This is a genomic window from Roseomonas sp. 18066, from assembly GCF_902706185.1.
Taxonomy (GTDB): Bacteria; Pseudomonadota; Alphaproteobacteria; order Acetobacterales; family Acetobacteraceae; genus Pseudoroseomonas.
On sequence record NZ_CACSJM010000079.1, the window covers coordinates 1 to 14461 of the forward strand.

General features: G+C 71.8%; 12 protein-coding genes. 6 read left to right on the plus strand and 6 right to left on the minus strand.

From position 1 onward, the window contains the following. The first annotated feature begins 120 nt into the window (after positions 1-120). The 4 genes from GVN67_RS16550 to GVN67_RS16565 all read left to right on the plus strand — a co-directional run bounded on the left by GVN67_RS16550 (position 121) and on the right by GVN67_RS16565 (position 3424). On the plus strand, positions 121-1566 hold the full coding sequence (locus GVN67_RS16550) for an FAD-dependent oxidoreductase (RefSeq protein ID WP_159997924.1): 1446 nt from the start codon (positions 121-123) through the stop codon (positions 1564-1566). Positions 1567-1607: 41 nt separating this feature from the next. Further along, the gene (locus GVN67_RS16555; protein ID WP_159997926.1) at positions 1608-2399 is read left to right on the plus strand and encodes a 3-hydroxybutyrate dehydrogenase; all 792 of its coding nucleotides are present in this window, start codon (positions 1608-1610) and stop codon (positions 2397-2399) included. A 72-nt stretch (positions 2400-2471) separates the two neighbouring features. Beyond that, positions 2472-2657: a hypothetical protein gene (locus tag GVN67_RS16560; protein WP_159997928.1), complete on the plus strand. Its 186-nt coding sequence runs from the start codon at positions 2472-2474 to the stop codon at positions 2655-2657. After that, the gene (locus tag GVN67_RS16565) at positions 2654-3424 is read left to right on the plus strand and encodes a methyltransferase domain-containing protein (protein ID WP_159997930.1); all 771 of its coding nucleotides are present in this window, start codon (positions 2654-2656) and stop codon (positions 3422-3424) included. Before GVN67_RS16560 ends, GVN67_RS16565 begins: the two co-directional genes overlap by 4 nt. A 57-nt stretch (positions 3425-3481) precedes the next feature. On the opposite strand, the gene GVN67_RS16570 is transcribed toward GVN67_RS16565, so the two are convergent. The 3 genes from GVN67_RS16570 to GVN67_RS16580 are packed head-to-tail and all read right to left on the minus strand — an operon-like array spanning position 3482 to position 6426. Next, positions 3482-4699, minus strand: a complete 1218-nt coding sequence (locus GVN67_RS16570) for a class I SAM-dependent rRNA methyltransferase (protein WP_159997932.1) — start codon at positions 4697-4699, stop codon at positions 3482-3484. Between the two features lie 46 nt (positions 4700-4745). Continuing rightward, a complete protein-coding gene (locus GVN67_RS16575; protein ID WP_159997934.1) occupies positions 4746-5735 on the minus strand; it encodes a DMT family transporter in 990 nt (329 codons plus the stop codon). After that, entirely contained in the window at positions 5638-6426 is a 789-nt protein-coding gene (locus GVN67_RS16580; RefSeq protein ID WP_159997936.1) for an aldolase, read from the minus strand. Before GVN67_RS16580 ends, GVN67_RS16575 begins: the two co-directional genes overlap by 98 nt. An 88-nt stretch (positions 6427-6514) precedes the next feature. Between GVN67_RS16580 and GVN67_RS16585 the strand changes: the two genes are divergently transcribed. After that, the gene (locus GVN67_RS16585) at positions 6515-7759 is read left to right on the plus strand and encodes a Zn-dependent hydrolase (protein ID WP_159997938.1); all 1245 of its coding nucleotides are present in this window, start codon (positions 6515-6517) and stop codon (positions 7757-7759) included. A 366-nt stretch (positions 7760-8125) separates the two neighbouring features. Next, positions 8126-10567, plus strand: coding sequence for an EAL domain-containing protein (locus GVN67_RS16590; RefSeq protein WP_159997940.1), 2442 nt, complete (start codon positions 8126-8128; stop codon positions 10565-10567). A 42-nt stretch (positions 10568-10609) separates the two neighbouring features. On the opposite strand, the gene GVN67_RS16595 is transcribed toward GVN67_RS16590, so the two are convergent. From GVN67_RS16595 to GVN67_RS16605, 3 genes are all read right to left on the minus strand, one after another. Further along, positions 10610-11608, minus strand: coding sequence for a RimK family alpha-L-glutamate ligase (locus GVN67_RS16595; protein WP_159997942.1), 999 nt, complete (start codon positions 11606-11608; stop codon positions 10610-10612). Positions 11609-11715: 107 nt separating this feature from the next. Continuing rightward, positions 11716-12753 (minus strand): alpha/beta hydrolase, encoded by a 1038-nt coding sequence (locus GVN67_RS16600; protein ID WP_235035341.1) that lies wholly within the window; start codon positions 12751-12753, stop codon positions 11716-11718. After that, the gene (locus GVN67_RS16605) at positions 12750-14375 is read right to left on the minus strand and encodes an ABC transporter substrate-binding protein (protein WP_159997944.1); all 1626 of its coding nucleotides are present in this window, start codon (positions 14373-14375) and stop codon (positions 12750-12752) included. The genes GVN67_RS16600 and GVN67_RS16605 overlap by 4 nt, the downstream gene beginning before the upstream one ends. Positions 14376-14461: the final 86 nt, after the last annotated feature.

Genomic DNA, 14461 nt, shown 5'->3' on the forward strand with positions numbered 1-14461 from the left:
TCCCGGTCCCCTGCGCCGGCCCCGGGGCGGAGTCGAATCGCGCGGCCCGGCGGGGCGGCGCGCTGGCGCGGGGCGCCGGCCCCGGCATCCTGCCCACCCGCCCGGAAGGAATGCGATTCGATGCCTGACCACGACCTGGCGATCATCGGGGCCGGCGCGGCCGGGCTCTCGGTGGCAGCCCAGGCCGCAGCTCTTGGCCTCAAGGTGGCGCTGTTCGAGCGCGCGCCCCCGGCCGGCGCCACCCTGCCCGGCGGCGCCGTGGCGGTGGCCGCGCTGCTCGCCGCCGCGCATCGTGCCGCCGGGCTGCGGGACTCGGCGCGCTTCGGCCTGTCGGCCGGGCCGGTGGCCCTCGACTGGGCCGGGCTGCAGGCGCATCTGCGCCGCGCCGTGGCCGAGGCGGCGCCGCCCGCCTCCGCCACGGCGCTGCAGCGGCATGGCGTGACGCTGGTCGCCGCCTCGGCGCATTTCACCGCGCCCGACCGGATCGAGGCCGGCGGCCGCATCCACAGCTTCCGCCGTGCCGTCATCGCCGCCGGCACCGCGCCGGTGCTGCCCGACCTGCCAGGCATGGTCGGCCTGCCCTGGCTGACCGAGGATTCCCTCCTGAGCCTCGAGGCGCTGCCGGCGCATCTGCTGGTGCTCGGCGGCAGCGCCCGCGGCGTCGAGCTGGCCCAGGCCTTCGCCCGGCTCGGCGGCCGCGTCACCCTGATCGTGCCGCGCCCCGCTCTGCTGGAGGCGGAAGAGCCCGAGCTGCGCCAGCCGCTGCGCGAGGCGCTGCGGGCCGATGGCGTGGAAATCCTCGAGAACAGCCCGGTCGTCGCGCTGGAGGCGGCCGCGGCCGGCCTCGCCGCCGTGGTCGAGGGCGGCGCGCGCATCGCCGGCTCTCACCTGCTCTTCGCTTTGGGCCAGGCGCCGCGGCTGGCGCCGCTCGACCTCGCCGCCGGCGGCATCCGCGCCACGGCCCAGGGCATCGCCACCGATGCCGGGCTGCGCAGCCTGACCAACCGCCGCGTCTGGGCCGCCGGCGACATCGCCGATCCCGAGGGGCTGCGCCCTGGCCTGGCCGCCGGCGCCCAGGCGGCGGTGATCGCCCGCGGCATGCTGTTCCGCCTGCCGGCCCGGCTGGACGCCGCCGCCAGCCCGCGCGCCATCGGCACCGTGCCGGCCCTGGCCCAGATCGGCATGACCGAGGCCGAGGCGCGTGCCGTCGGCCACGACCCCCGCATCCTGCGCCAGGCCTTCGCCGGCAACGACCAGGCCATCGCCGAGGGCGCCACCGCCGGCATGGTCCGCTTGGTGGTCGATGCGCGCGGCCGGCTGCTCGGCGCCGGCATCCTGGGCCAGGGCGCGGCGGAGCTGGCCGCCCCGCTCAGCCTGGCGATCGGCCGCCGCCTGCCGCTCTCGGCCCTGTCGGAGCTCGCCCTGCCCCTGCCCGGCCGCGCCGAGGCGGCGGTGCGCGCAGCCCAGTCCAGCGCCGGATCGATCTATCCAGCCACGCCCTTCGGCGGGAAGCTGGCCCCCGCCTGGGCACGGCGGCTCGCCGGATGGCTGCGCCACCTGCCCTGACCGGCCCTGTCATCGACCACCGTCAGCAAGGAAGACTGCGCATGGAACAGAGTCTGAAGGGCCGCACCGCCCTGGTCACCGGCTCCACCAGCGGCATCGGGCTCGGCATCGCCCGGCTGCTGGCCGCGGCTGGCGCGAAGGTGATGCTGAACGGCTTCGGCTCGCCGGAGGAAATCGCCGCCGCCCGCCGCACCGTGGCCGAGGTCGCCGGCGCCGAGCCGCCGCATTCGGCCGCCGACCTGTCCGACCCCGCCCAGGTGCGCGCCATGATCGCCGAGGCCGAGGCCGCCCTCGGCCCGGTCGACATCCTGGTGAACAATGCCGGCATCCAGTTCACCAGCCGGGTGGAGGATTTCCCCGAGGCGAAGTGGGACGCCATCATCGCCATCAACCTCTCCTCCAACTTCCACGCCAGCAAGGCGGTGCTGCCGGGCATGCAGGCGCGCAACTGGGGGCGGATCATCAACATCGCCTCCGCCCATGGCCTGGTCGGCTCGCCGGAGAAGGTGGCCTATGTCGCCGCCAAGCATGGCGTGGTCGGCATGACCAAGGTGATCGCCCTCGAGATCGCCCAGACCAACGTCACCTGCAACGCCATCTGCCCGGGCTTCGTCCGCACGCCCCTGGCCGAGAAGCAGGTCGCCGCCCTGGCCGAGAAGCACGGCGTCAGCGAGGAGGTCGCGCTGAAGGATTTCCTGCTGGCCAAGCAGCCGAGCAAGCGCTGGGTCGAGGTGGACGAGGTCGCCCAGATGGCGCTCTATCTCTGCGGCCCGGGCAGCGGCGGCGTGAACGGCTCGGCGCTATCGATCGACGGCGGCTGGGTCGCCGCCTGACCGGCCTCGGTGGCGCTGCCCCGCCCCCGCCACCGCGCGAGGCCGAAAGGACGACGCCAAAAGGAGAGAGAAATGCCCCTGCACGACGTGCTGCGCCTGGTCGGCGCCGGCATCCTGGCCTGGATGGGCCTGCTGCTGGCGCGTGACGACCTCACGCTGGTCACCACCCAGGATCTCGGCTTCGGCCTGTTCCTGGTGGCCGTCGCCTATGGCCTGCTGCTGGTGAAGCGGCATTTTGACCGGACCTTGCCACGATGAGCGCCAATCCCAGCTGGAACCCCGAGCAATACCTGCGCTTCGCCGATGAGCGGCTGCGCCCGGCCATCGACCTGATCGCCCGCATCGAGCATCCGGGGCCCGGCCGCGTCGTCGACCTCGGCTGCGGCGCCGGCAACGCCCTGCCCCTGCTCGCCGCCCGCTTCCCCGGCGCCGAGATCCGTGGCGTCGACGGCTCGGCCGCCATGCTGGCCAAGGCCGCCGCCGCCGGCTTCCCGACCGAGCAGGCCGATATCGCGACCTGGTCCCCGGCCGCGGCGGTCGATGTCCTCTTCACCAACGCCGCCCTGCACTGGCTGCCGGATCATGCGGCGCTCTTTCCCCGGCTGCTCGGCGCCCTGGCGCCCGGCGGCACGCTGGCGGTGCAGATGCCGGCCATGCACGCCGCCCCGCTGCGCGCCCTGCAGGACGAGCTCGCAGCCAGCCCGACCTGGGCGGACCGGCTGGCCGGCATCCGCTCGGCGCCGCCGATCCTGCAGGCGGACGACTACTACGACCTGCTGCGGCCGCGCGTCGCCCGGCTGGAGCTCTGGTTCACTGAATACGTCCACCTGCTGCAGGGGCCCGACCCCGTCGTGCAATGGGCCATGGGCACCAGCCTGCGGCCCTATCTCGACGCCCTGCCGGAAGCGGCGCGGCCCAGCTTCATCCAGGCCTATGCCGAGAAGCTGCGGCCGCATTACCCGGCGCAGGCGGACGGGACCGTGCTGCTGCCGTTCCGGCGGTTGTTCATCCTGGCAGCAAAGTAAGGAAGACGGGGGAAGGTATTCCCCCGCGCAAACGTATACGTTTGCGCTCATCTATTTTTATTCGGGGAGGTGGAACAGCAGGCCCTTCAGATACGCGCTCTCAGGCAGCAGCGGATGCACCGGGTGGTCAGGGCCCGCGCCCGTCGTCGCCAGCAGGCGCGCAGGACGCCGCGTGCGGCTGATCCCATGCGCCACCGCGTCGGTGAAATCGCCCGGCGACACGTGATGCGAGCAGGAGGCAATGAAAAGAATGCCCCCCGGCGCCACCAGCCCGGCCGCCATCCGCGCCAGCCGCGCATAGGCCTTCATCGCCACCGGCTGGTCCTTGCGTGCCTTGGCGAAAGCCGGCGGATCGGCCACCACCACGTCGAAGCGCTGCCCCTCGCCCAGCATCCGCTCCAGCGTCTCCATCGCCTCGCCGCGCATCGCCGAGACCCGGTCGCCGAAGCCATGCCGCTGCGCCGTGTCCATGGCCAGCGCCAGCGCCGGCTCGCTGCGATCCAGCAGCGTCACCTTGGCCGCCCCCGCCGCCGCCGCCAGAAGGCCGAAGCCGCCGGTGTGGCAGAAGGCGTCCAGCACCGAGGCCCCCTGGCTCAGCGCCGCCACCCGCAGCCGGTTGTCGCGCTGATCGAAGAACCAGCCGGTCTTCTGCCCCGACAGCAGGTCGAGCGAGAAATCCAGCCCGCCCTCCTTCACCCGCGCCGTGGCGTCATCGCCCAGCAGCAGCCGGCTTTCCGCCGGCAGCCCCTCCAGCTTCCGCGTCCCGGCATCGTTGCGCGCGACGATGGCGCGCGGCCCGATCAGGTCGCGCAGCGCCTCGACCAGCAGCGGCGTCGCCAGCTCCATGCCTGCGCTGTTCGCCTGCAACGCCAGCACGTCGTCATAGCGGTCGATCACCAGCCCGGGCAGCCGGTCGGCCTCAGCATGCACCAGGCGGTAATAAGGCGCGCCCACCAGCCGGTCGCGCAGCGCCATGCAATCTGCCAGCCGGCCACGGAAGAAGCGCTTGTCCAGCACGATGGCCGGATGCGGCGACAGGAAGCGCCCGGCGATCAGGCTGTGCGGGTTGAACAGCCAGGTGCCGTATTTGGCGCCGTCATCGCCCTCCAGCCGGATCGGCGTGCCGGGCGGCAGGGCGCGCGCCGCCGGCGTCATGGCGATCTCGTTGGAATAGGCCCAGGGGTGCCCGCCCTTCACCCGGCGGTCCCGCCCGGGCAGCAGGCGCAGCAGCGAGCGGTCGGGGGCGTTGTCCAGGCTGTCGGGGCTGTCGGTCATGCGGCGGGGCTTAGGCGTTTCGGGCCGGCTTTGCCAGCGTCAGCAGCTATCCCCGCAGCGCCAGCACCACCCCGCCCAGCGTCATCGCCAGCGCCACCGCCTGGCGCCAGCCCAGCGGCTCGCCCAGCAGCGCAGCGCTCGCCAGCATGCCCACCATCGGCGTCAGCAGCGTGCCCATCGCCGCCGTCCCCGCCGGCAGCCGCCGCAGCGCCGCGAACCAGGTCAGGTAGCAGAGCGACAGCGGCACCGCGCCCATATAGACGATGCCACCCCAGCTCAGGGCGCTGGCCTGGCCCCAGTCCGGTTGCTCCATCAGCGCGGCGCCCGCCAAGATCGGCAGGCTGCCGATCCCCACCTGCCAGACCACCGAGGTCAGCGGATGCAGCACCAGCGGCCGCCGCTTGCTCAGCACGGCGCCCAGCGCGAAGCACAGCGCCGCCGCCAGCACCAGCAGCACGCCGGGCAGCTTCTCCAGCCCGGCCGAGAGCGACTGGCCGCTCATCAGCACCGCAACCCCGCCCATCCCCATGCCGAGCGCCGCCAGCCGGGCCAGCGTCGGCCGCTCCCCCAGCACCGGCCAGGCCAGCAGGGCGGCCCAGACCGGCATGGTATAGGCGACCAGAGCGCCCTCCCCGGCCGAGAGGATGCGCAGGCCCAAGGTCGAAAAACCCATCCAGGCGGAATAGTTCAGCAAAGCGGCGACCAGCAGGGGCAGCCGCTCGCTGCGCGGCACCGCCAGCGGCCGGCGCAGCGCGAGCGCCGCCAGCCCCAGCCCGACCGCAGCCAGCAGCCCGCCCAGGCCGCGCGCGGTCAGCGCCGGCAGCTCCTGCATCACCGTCTTCAGCACCGGCCAGGTCATGCCCCAGCCGGCCGCGGTGAAGACCAGGCAGGCGAAGCCGATGCGGCGCCCGGCCGCGGCGGCGCCCGTCGCGCCCGCTTCAGTCGAGATAATCGGGCTCCTCGCGCGCCAGGATGCGCTTGACGCTCTCCAGGTGCAGCCTGGCGCTCTCGCTGTCGCCGGCGCGCATCTGCTCATAGGTGCGCTGCGCCAGCTCGGCCGGCACCGGCTTCAGCGGCCGGTTGGTGGCCAGCGCCATCCGCTGCACCTCGCAGGCGCGCTCCAGGTAGTAGAGGTCGTCCCAGGCCTCGGCGATGGTGGGCCCGACCACCATGACACCGTGGTTCTTCATGAAGACGATATCGGCCTCGCCCATCGAGGCGGCGATGCGGTCGCCCTCGGCCTCGTCCAGCGCCAGGCCGTTATATTCCTCGTCGACCACGGTGCGGCCGTAGAACTTCAGCGCCGTCTGCCCGGCCCAGACCAGCGGCGGCCCCTCCAGCATCGACAGCGCGGTCGCGTTCGGCATGTGGGTGTGGAAGGCGGCCCGGGCCCGCGGGTTCTTCAGGTGCACCCGGCCGTGAATATAGAAGGCAGTCGCCTCCGGCTCGCCCTCGCCGGCCACCACGTTGCCGTGGAAGTCGCAGATCAGCAGCCGGCTGGCGGTCACCTCGGCGAAGGCCCAGCCATAGGGATTGACCATGAACAGGTCGTCCCGCCCCGGCACCATGGCCGAGAGGTGGTTGCAGATGCCCTCATGCAGGCCGAGCCGCGCGGCCATGCGGAAGCAGGCGGCGAGGTCGATGCGCGCCTGGCGCACCGCATCGGCATCCAGGTCGGAATTGCGCAGGATGGCGGCGGCACGCGGCGTGCCAAGGGCATGGGCCATGAGAAGTCTCCCCGGGGAAAGGCGGGGCAGGCTTGCAGAGCGGCGCCCGGGCGGCAAGATGCTCGGCCGTACTCGCAAGGGAAATCCGATGTCAGGCACCAATCAGCGGATCGACGCGCAGCGCCTCTGGGACAGCCTGATGGCGATGGCCGAGATCGGCGCCACGCCGAAGGGCGGCGTCAAGCGGCTGACCCTGACCGAGGTCGACAAGGCCGGCCGCCAGCGCTTCACCCAGTGGTGCGAGGCCGTGGGGCTGACCGTCCGGATCGACGCCATCGGCAATATGTTCGCGCGCCGCGAGGGGCGCGACCCGTCGCGCAGGCCGGTGCTGCTGGGCAGCCACCTGGACAGCCAGCCCTCGGGCGGCAAGTTCGACGGGGCGCTCGGCGTCATCGCCGGGCTGGAGGTGATGCGCACCCTGCACGACCTGAACGTCCAGACCGAGGCGCCGATCGAGCTGGTCAACTGGACCGACGAGGAAGGCAGCCGCTTCGGCCATTCGCTGATGGGCAGCGGCGCCTGGGCCGGCATCTACACGCTGGAGAAGGTCTATGGCCTGGCCGATGTCGACGGCGTCACCGTCGGCGAGGCGCTGGAGGCCATCGGCTACAAGGGCGAGCACCCGGCCCGCCCCTTCCCGGCCGACGCCTATTTCGAGCTGCATATCGAGCAGGGCCCGATCCTGGAGCGGGAGGGCCGCCAGATCGGCATCGTCACCGGCGCCCAGTCCCAGGTCTGGTACGATGCGGTGATCACCGGCCAGGACGCCCATGCCGGCACCACCCCGCCCTCCACCCGGCGCGACGCGCTGCTGGCGGCGGCGCGGGTGATCGAGCGGGTCGACGCGCTGATGCGCGAGCGGGGCGAGGATGGCCGCGGCACGGTGGGCCAGCTGCATGTCCTGCCCAACAGCCGCAATGTCATCCCCGGCGAGGTGCGCTTCTCCATTGAGTTCCGCCACCCCGACGACGCCCAGATCGAGCACCTGGCCGGCAGCTTCCCCGCCGAGGCCGCAGCCCTGGTCGCCGCCAATGGCTGCGCGCTGGAGCTCAAGGAGCTGTTCCGCATTCCGATGCAGCCCTTCGATGCCGGCTGCGTCGACCTGGTGCGCCAGGCCGCCGCACGGCTCGGCTATTCGGCGCGGGAGATCGTCTCGGGCGCCGGGCATGACGCGGTCTATGTGGCGCGCAGCGTGCCGACCGCGATGATCTTCACCCCCTGCAAGGATGGCCTGTCGCACAACGAGGCTGAGAGCATCCTGCCGGAGGAGGCGGCCGCTGGCTGCCAGGTGCTGTTCGAGGCCGTGGTGGCCCGCGCGAATCGAGCTCTCTGATCAAGCGCCACAATCCAGGATTGCAGGTTCGGGGATTTTTGGCCCGCAAGCAACCAAAGGTTGTATTTTTAAGTTAAAAACAACCAAACTTATATATTGCGAATGCGGAATTTGCGTGAGGTTCGGCCTTGTTCTCCATGATTTATCAGGAAGAGCTTGTGCCGGACCTCAAGGTTTAATCCGCCCGACCACGCGCTTCGCTTGTCAAAGCTGACGCAGAATTGACAGAATAGAGACGCTTTGCGCCCCCTTGCGCGAATGTCGTTCAAGCCCCGGCCGGCCAGCAGGCGATAACCCTGGCCGGCGCCCGGGGCGCCTGTGCATGCCCTGCCCCGTCTTCATGTCCTGACCGAGTGACCGATCGTCATGTCCCCAGGGGACCTGCATCACTTCCTGGCCCGATGCCCGCTGCCTGCCTTCCTGGCCGGGCTGGATGACGGCGGCTTCCGCTTCCTGCAGATCAACCCGGCGCTGGCCGCGGTCACCGGCCGCCCGCTCGAGGAGCTGGTCGGCCGCCGTCCGGAGGAGCTGTTCCAGCCCGACCTGGCCCGCCAGCTGGTCGAGCAGCTGCGCTTCGCCTGGGATGGCGGCTGCGTCGTCGACCTGACCGCCTGCCTGCCGCATGCCGATGGCCCACGCGACTGGGACATGGCGCTGGTGCCCTTGCCCGACCCCGCCGGCGGCACCCGGCTGCTGGTCGGCTACGGCATCGACCCGGGCGAGATGGCGCGCCGCCGCATGGCGCACCAGACCGGCGGCCAGCTGGTGATCGACGCCTTCCTGGCGCAGGAAGCGCTGATCTACCGCTGCCGGCCGGATACCGCGCTGACCTTCGTCAACGCCGCCTATGCCCGCGCCGCCGGCCGTGGCCCGCAGCACCTGCTGGGCCAGCGGCTGAGCGACATGGTCCCCGCCGCCGAGCGCCCGACGCTGCTGGCGCAATTCGCCCGGCTGACGCCCGAGGAGCCGCTGCTCGGCCATATCCTGCGCCACAAGGGTGCGGATGGCCGGCCCGGCTGGCGGCACTGGGTCAATATCGCCGCCTTCGACGCGCATGGCCGGATGGTCGAGATCCACGGCATCGGTCGCGACATCACCGAGCTGCAGGACGCCATGCTGCGCGTCTCGGAAAGCGAGCACCGCTTTCGCACGGTGGTCGAGAACATCGCCGAGGGCATCGTGCTGGCCGACGAGCACGGCCATATCGTCTATGCCAACCGCAAGGTGGTCGAGATCCTCGGCTGGACGGCGGAGGATCTGCAGGGCCGCCATGTCGCCCAGCTCGGCAATCCGCAGGAGGCCAGCGAGCACGCGACCTATCTGGAGCGCTATCTGCGCATCAGCCCGATCCCGGTCGGCAGCAGCGCCCAGGAGAGCTTCGCCCGCCATCGCGATGGCCGCATGCTGCGCATCCATTTCAGCCTGAGCGAGGTCGAGCTCGACGGCGTCCGCCACTTCATCGGCGTGCTGCGCGACAACACCGCCATCCACGAGGCGCAGCAGCGCATCGAGCGGCTGGCCTATAACGACGAGCTGACCGGCCTGCCCAACCAGCGCCGCTTGAAGGAGGAGCTGGCCCGGCTGCTGGAGCGCCCCGGCGCGCGCGCCACGCTGCTGCTGGTCGACCTGGTGGATTTCAGCGCGCTGAACGGCACGATCGGTTTTGCAGCGGGCGACCGCGTGCTGCGCACCGCCGCCCGCCGCATCGCCGACGTGCTGCCGCATGACTGCCTGCTGTCGCGCTTCGGCAATGACCGCTTCGCCGTGCTGATGCGCGATCTGGCCGATGCCGAGCGCGCCCAGGTGCTGGCCGGCCGCATCGCCGTCTCGGTCGAGGGCGCGGTGCCCGAGGGCCATGGCGAAAGCGGCTTCCGCCTGCCGCCGGTGACCATCGGCATCGCCATGGCCCCGGTCGACGACACCCGCCCCGACGGGCTGCTGGAGGCGGCCGAGATCGCCCTGCTGGATGCCAAGCGCCGCGCGCCCGGCAGCATCCGCGGCTTCGCCAGCGCCATGCGCAACACCGCCGCCCGCCGCTTCTCGACCGCCCAGGGGCTGCGCCGCGCGCTGGACCATGGCGGGCTGTTCATCGAGGTGCAGCCGCGCTTCACCGCCGACCAGCGCCAGTTGACCGGCGGCGAGGCCCTGGTGCGCTGGCGCCGCGAGGATGGCTGCCTGATCCCGCCCGATGATTTTGTCCCGCTGGCGGAGGAGACCGGGCTGATCCAGCCGCTGACCGAGTTTGTCTTCGACCAGGTGATGCCGCTGCTGGCCCGGCTGCGTCCTGGCCAGCGGCTGTCGATGAACTTTCCGCCCGCCCAGCTGGCCCGGCACAACCTGACCGCCATGATCGCCGCCCGGCTGGCGCGGCAGGGCGTGCCCGGCGATCGCCTGGGCATCGAGCTGACGGAAAGCGCGCTGATCGGCGGCCCCGGCCTGCTGGACGAGAATCTGCGCGAGCTGCAGCGGCTGGGCTGCGCTGTCGCCATCGACGATTTCGGCACCGGCTATTCGTCGCTGTCGCGGCTGCGCCACCTGCCGATCGACGAGCTGAAGATCGACCGCGTCTTCATCCGCGACGCGGCGCGCGATGCCGCCGGCACCGCCTTCCTGCAGGCGATCGGCGCCATGGCCAATGCGCTGGGGCTGCGGCTGGTGGCAGAGGGCGTCGAGACCGAGGAAGAGCTGGACCAGGCCCGCCGCATCGGCTGCCACGAGGTGCAGGGCTGGCTCTGGGGCCGCCCGATGGCGCCGGAAGAATTTCTGGCACTCTGCCTGGATGGCGGGGCGCAGGAAGTCCTGGCCTGAACAGCGAGACGGCCGGGGGATGGCCCCGGCCGTTCGCGTTGATTAGGCCGCCTGCTGCTGCCGGTGGCCGAGCTCGGCCGCCAGGAACGCCGCCAGGGCGCCGGGGCCGGAGCGCGCGGTGCCGGCGATGCCGGCCGCTTCCTCGGCCGCCGGGTTGTAGTTGGTGTTGGTGTTCACGTCATAGACCAGCGGCTGGCCCTCGAGGTCGCGGATGAACTCGATGCCGGCGACATCGACGCCGCTGGCCGCCAGGAAGGCCTCCAGCCGGTTGCGCAGCGGCGCCTCGATGCCGTCCTTCAGCACGGTGAAGCGCGGCGCCGCGGGCACCGCGGGCGCGGCGCCGACCGGGCAGAAGGCGTCTCCAGCCGCCTGGACATCGGTCGCGCAGACATCGGCCGGGCAGAGTTCGAAGCCAGAGGTCGTGTCGACCTCCACCGCATAGACGAAGCGGCCGCCGGCGAACTCGGCCCGGGTGATCACCGGGCGCTCGGCGCGGATATAGTCCTGCAGCAGCCAGATGCCGTCGACCGGGGCCTCCTCGGCAGGGGCGTTCTCCAGATGCGCCTCCAGCGCCTCGACCGAGGCGAAGAGCCGCACGCCCAGCCCCTTGCCGCCGCGGTTGGGCTTCAGGATCAGCGGGCCGGGCGCGAAATGCCGGCGGGCGGCGGCGATCAGCGCCGCATTGTCGTCCTGCACCATGACCGTGCGTGGAATGCGCAGGCCGGCCTGCTCCAGCGCGGCATATTGGCGGACCTTGCTGATCTCCAGGTCCAGCGCCGCCGGGCCATTGACCACGCGGCGGCCATGCCGGGTCAGCCAGGCCAGCACGCCCGCCGTCAGCTCCGCCGCGTAGCGATGGCCGCGCGTGTGCGAGGAGGCGCTCATCCGGTTGTAGAAGATGCCCTCCGGCGGCGCCGCGCTGAGGTCGAAGACGCCGCGCGACAGGTCGAGCTCGGCCCAGGGCAGGCCAATCCGGTCGAAGGCCTCGGCCAGCGGCGGCAGCCATTGCGGGTTCTCGTGGATGACGAAGATCTTGGTCATGGCTGGCAGGTCCCGATGGACGTTGATTGACGAATACACCACCAAATTCGGTGATAATTGTCAATCAACGCGCCATGGCATTGCCGCCGGTCAGGGCTGCGCGTGGATTACAGCGCGCCCTGGCCCTTGCCCCAGGAGGCGAGCACCGGCTCGGCCGGCAGCGCGCCGTCGAACCACAGGCTGGCGCAGACGCGCGACATGGCGGCGCCGTCATGGCCAATATGCGGGACGCTGACCAGGCGCCAGTTGCAGGCGACGCCGCGGCGCGCCGCCTCGGCCTGGCCAACGGCCAGGTAGTTGTGGGCGCGGGCATAGCGGTGCGGGCCCTGGGCCACCGCGGCTGGCTGGGCCGGCAGGCTGGGGCCGGAGGTCTCGATATCCTGCTCGCCGGCCAGGATCAGCAGCGGATAGGCCAGCAGCGCGGTCAGCTCCGCCTCGCCCAGGCCGATGCCGCCCATGCCCTCGGGGAAGGCCACCTGCAGGTCCGGCAGGGTGTACCAGCCCGGATTGCCGACGGTGATGGCGGCGTAAGGCGAAAGATCCTCGGTCGAGGCCAGGCGGTGGCCGAACTGGCCGCCGGCGGAATGGCCAAAGAAATGCGCCTGCGCGCGGCGGGTGATGCCGGCCTGGCGCAGCCAGCCGAAGACCCGCGCCGGCACCGCATAGCCCCATTCGCCGCGCGGCCGCACCGCGCTTGTCGAGTCGAGCACATGGCCGTTGTTGTAGAGCTCGGCGCCGGGATAGTCGGCATTGCTGAAGGTGGTGGCGACGATCAGCAGGCCGTGGCGGTCGGCGGCCTCGATCCAGAAGTCGCGGTATTCGTCGCCGTTGCGGCCCATGCCGTGCTGCACCAGCACGATCGGGCTGTCCGCGGTGAAGCCGGGCGAACGGTAGGTGTGCAGCACCAGCGGGCGGCTGGCATCGCCGGCCTCGTCGGTGAAGGGAATCGCCTGGCGGCCGGGCGCGGCCAGCGCCTGGGCCAGGGTCTCGGAGAAGGACATGGACGGATCCTGTTGGACGGTCAGCCGACGCTGACGGGGAATGGAACGCGCCGCCACCGGCCCGCCGCCTGCCAGCGGCAGGAAGGCGGCCAGGGCTGCGAGCGGCGCCCGCCGCAGCAGGGCACGGCGCCGCGACAGGCTCATTCGGCGGGCATCACCTCGGCCGCGAAGGTGGTCTGGTCGACCCGGCCGGCATAGCGCAGCCCCTTGCGGAAGGCCCAGACGGCGTTCTCGAAATGCACCGGGATCACCGGCATCTGCTCTAGCGCCACCTCGCTGGCCTGGCGCAGCAGCGCGCCACGCGCGGTCTGGTCCATCGTCGCCATGGCCTGGTTCGACAGGCTGTCGAAGCGGGCCTCCGACCAGCCGCCATAGTTGCTGGTGCCAAGGCCGCGGGCGCGGTCGGTCGACATCAGCCAGCTGCGGAAGAACATCAGCGTCTCCGCCGCATCGGCCGACCAGCCGCCCATGGCGACGCTGAACTCGCGCTTGCCGCGGCGGCCGAAGAAGACCGAGCTCGGCATGGCGTCCAGCTCGACCTTGACGCCGATGCGCTGCCAGAACTGCGCCAGCACCTGGGCCAGGCGGGAATCATTGATGTAGCGGTTGTTGGTGGCGTGGAAGGTCAGGCTGAAGCCGTCCGCATAGCCGGCCTCGCGCAGCAGGGCGCGGGCGCGGGCGGGGTCGAAGGGCAGCACCGGCAGGCCCGGGATGGTGCCGACCATGCCGTCGGGCAGGAACTGCGCGGCGGGCGTGGCGATGCCGTCCATCACCCGCTCCTGCACCGCCTTGCGGTCGATGGCCAGCGACAGCGCCTGGCGGACGCGGGCGTCCTGCAGCGGGTTCTTCCCGTCGGGCGCGGTGACGAAGGGGCTGGGGGCACGCGCGGTGTCGAGCTGCAGGAAGATCAGCCGGGTGGTCGGCTTGGCCGACAGCGCGAAGCCCGCATTGCCGCGCAGCCGCGACAGGTCGCCGGTCGCCGGGCTTTCGATCAGGTCCTGGTCGCCGGCCAGCAGCCCGGCCAGGCGCGGCCCAGCGGCGGTCACCGGGGTCAGCCGAACCTGCTGCCAATGCGGCTTCTGGCCCCAATAGCCGTCGAAGCGCTCCAGCTCGGTCGCCGCGCTGCGGCTATAGGCGCGCAGGCGATAGGGGCCGGTGCCGATGGCGGCGCTGGTGTCGTTGAACTGCGCCGCCGTCGGCCAGGCGCCGGCATAGCCGCATTTCTCGCCGGCGGCGAAGTCAAGCTTCGCCTCGCCGATGAGGCTGTGCGGCAGCAGCGGCAGGCTGCTGAGGTCGTTCAGCAGCAGCGGCTCGGCCTCGCGCGTCACGATGCGCACCGTCTGGTCGTCGACCGCCTCGACCCTGGCCAGGCGCCGCACCAGGCGGGAATAGGACTGCACCACCTCCGCCTCGTTGTTGAGGATGCGGCAGTAGCTGAAGACCACGTCGCGGGCGGTGAAGGCCTGGCCGTTGTGGAAGCGCACGCCGGGGCGCAGCTTGAACACCCAGCTCATGTCGTCTTCGCGCTGCCAGCTGACGGCCAGCGCCGGCTGCACCTCGAAATCGGCGTCGATATCGGTCAGCGCCTCGAAGACATGCTGGCGCAGCGTGTTGTTCGGCGTCAGCGCGTAGTTGTGCGGATCGGCCGAGGTGGTCTCGGCGGAGAGGCCGATGCGCAGCGTCTGGGCGCCGGCCGGCCCCGCGGTGGCAAGGGCCAGCGCCGGCACGACGGCCAGGCAGGCAAGGGTGGCGCGGAAGCCGGGCATGCGGAATTCTCCCCCAAGGAATGCGGCGGAAGAACACCCGCGGGGGCGCGAATGCAACCGGTGCGTAGCGCCAGGCGATCGAGGAA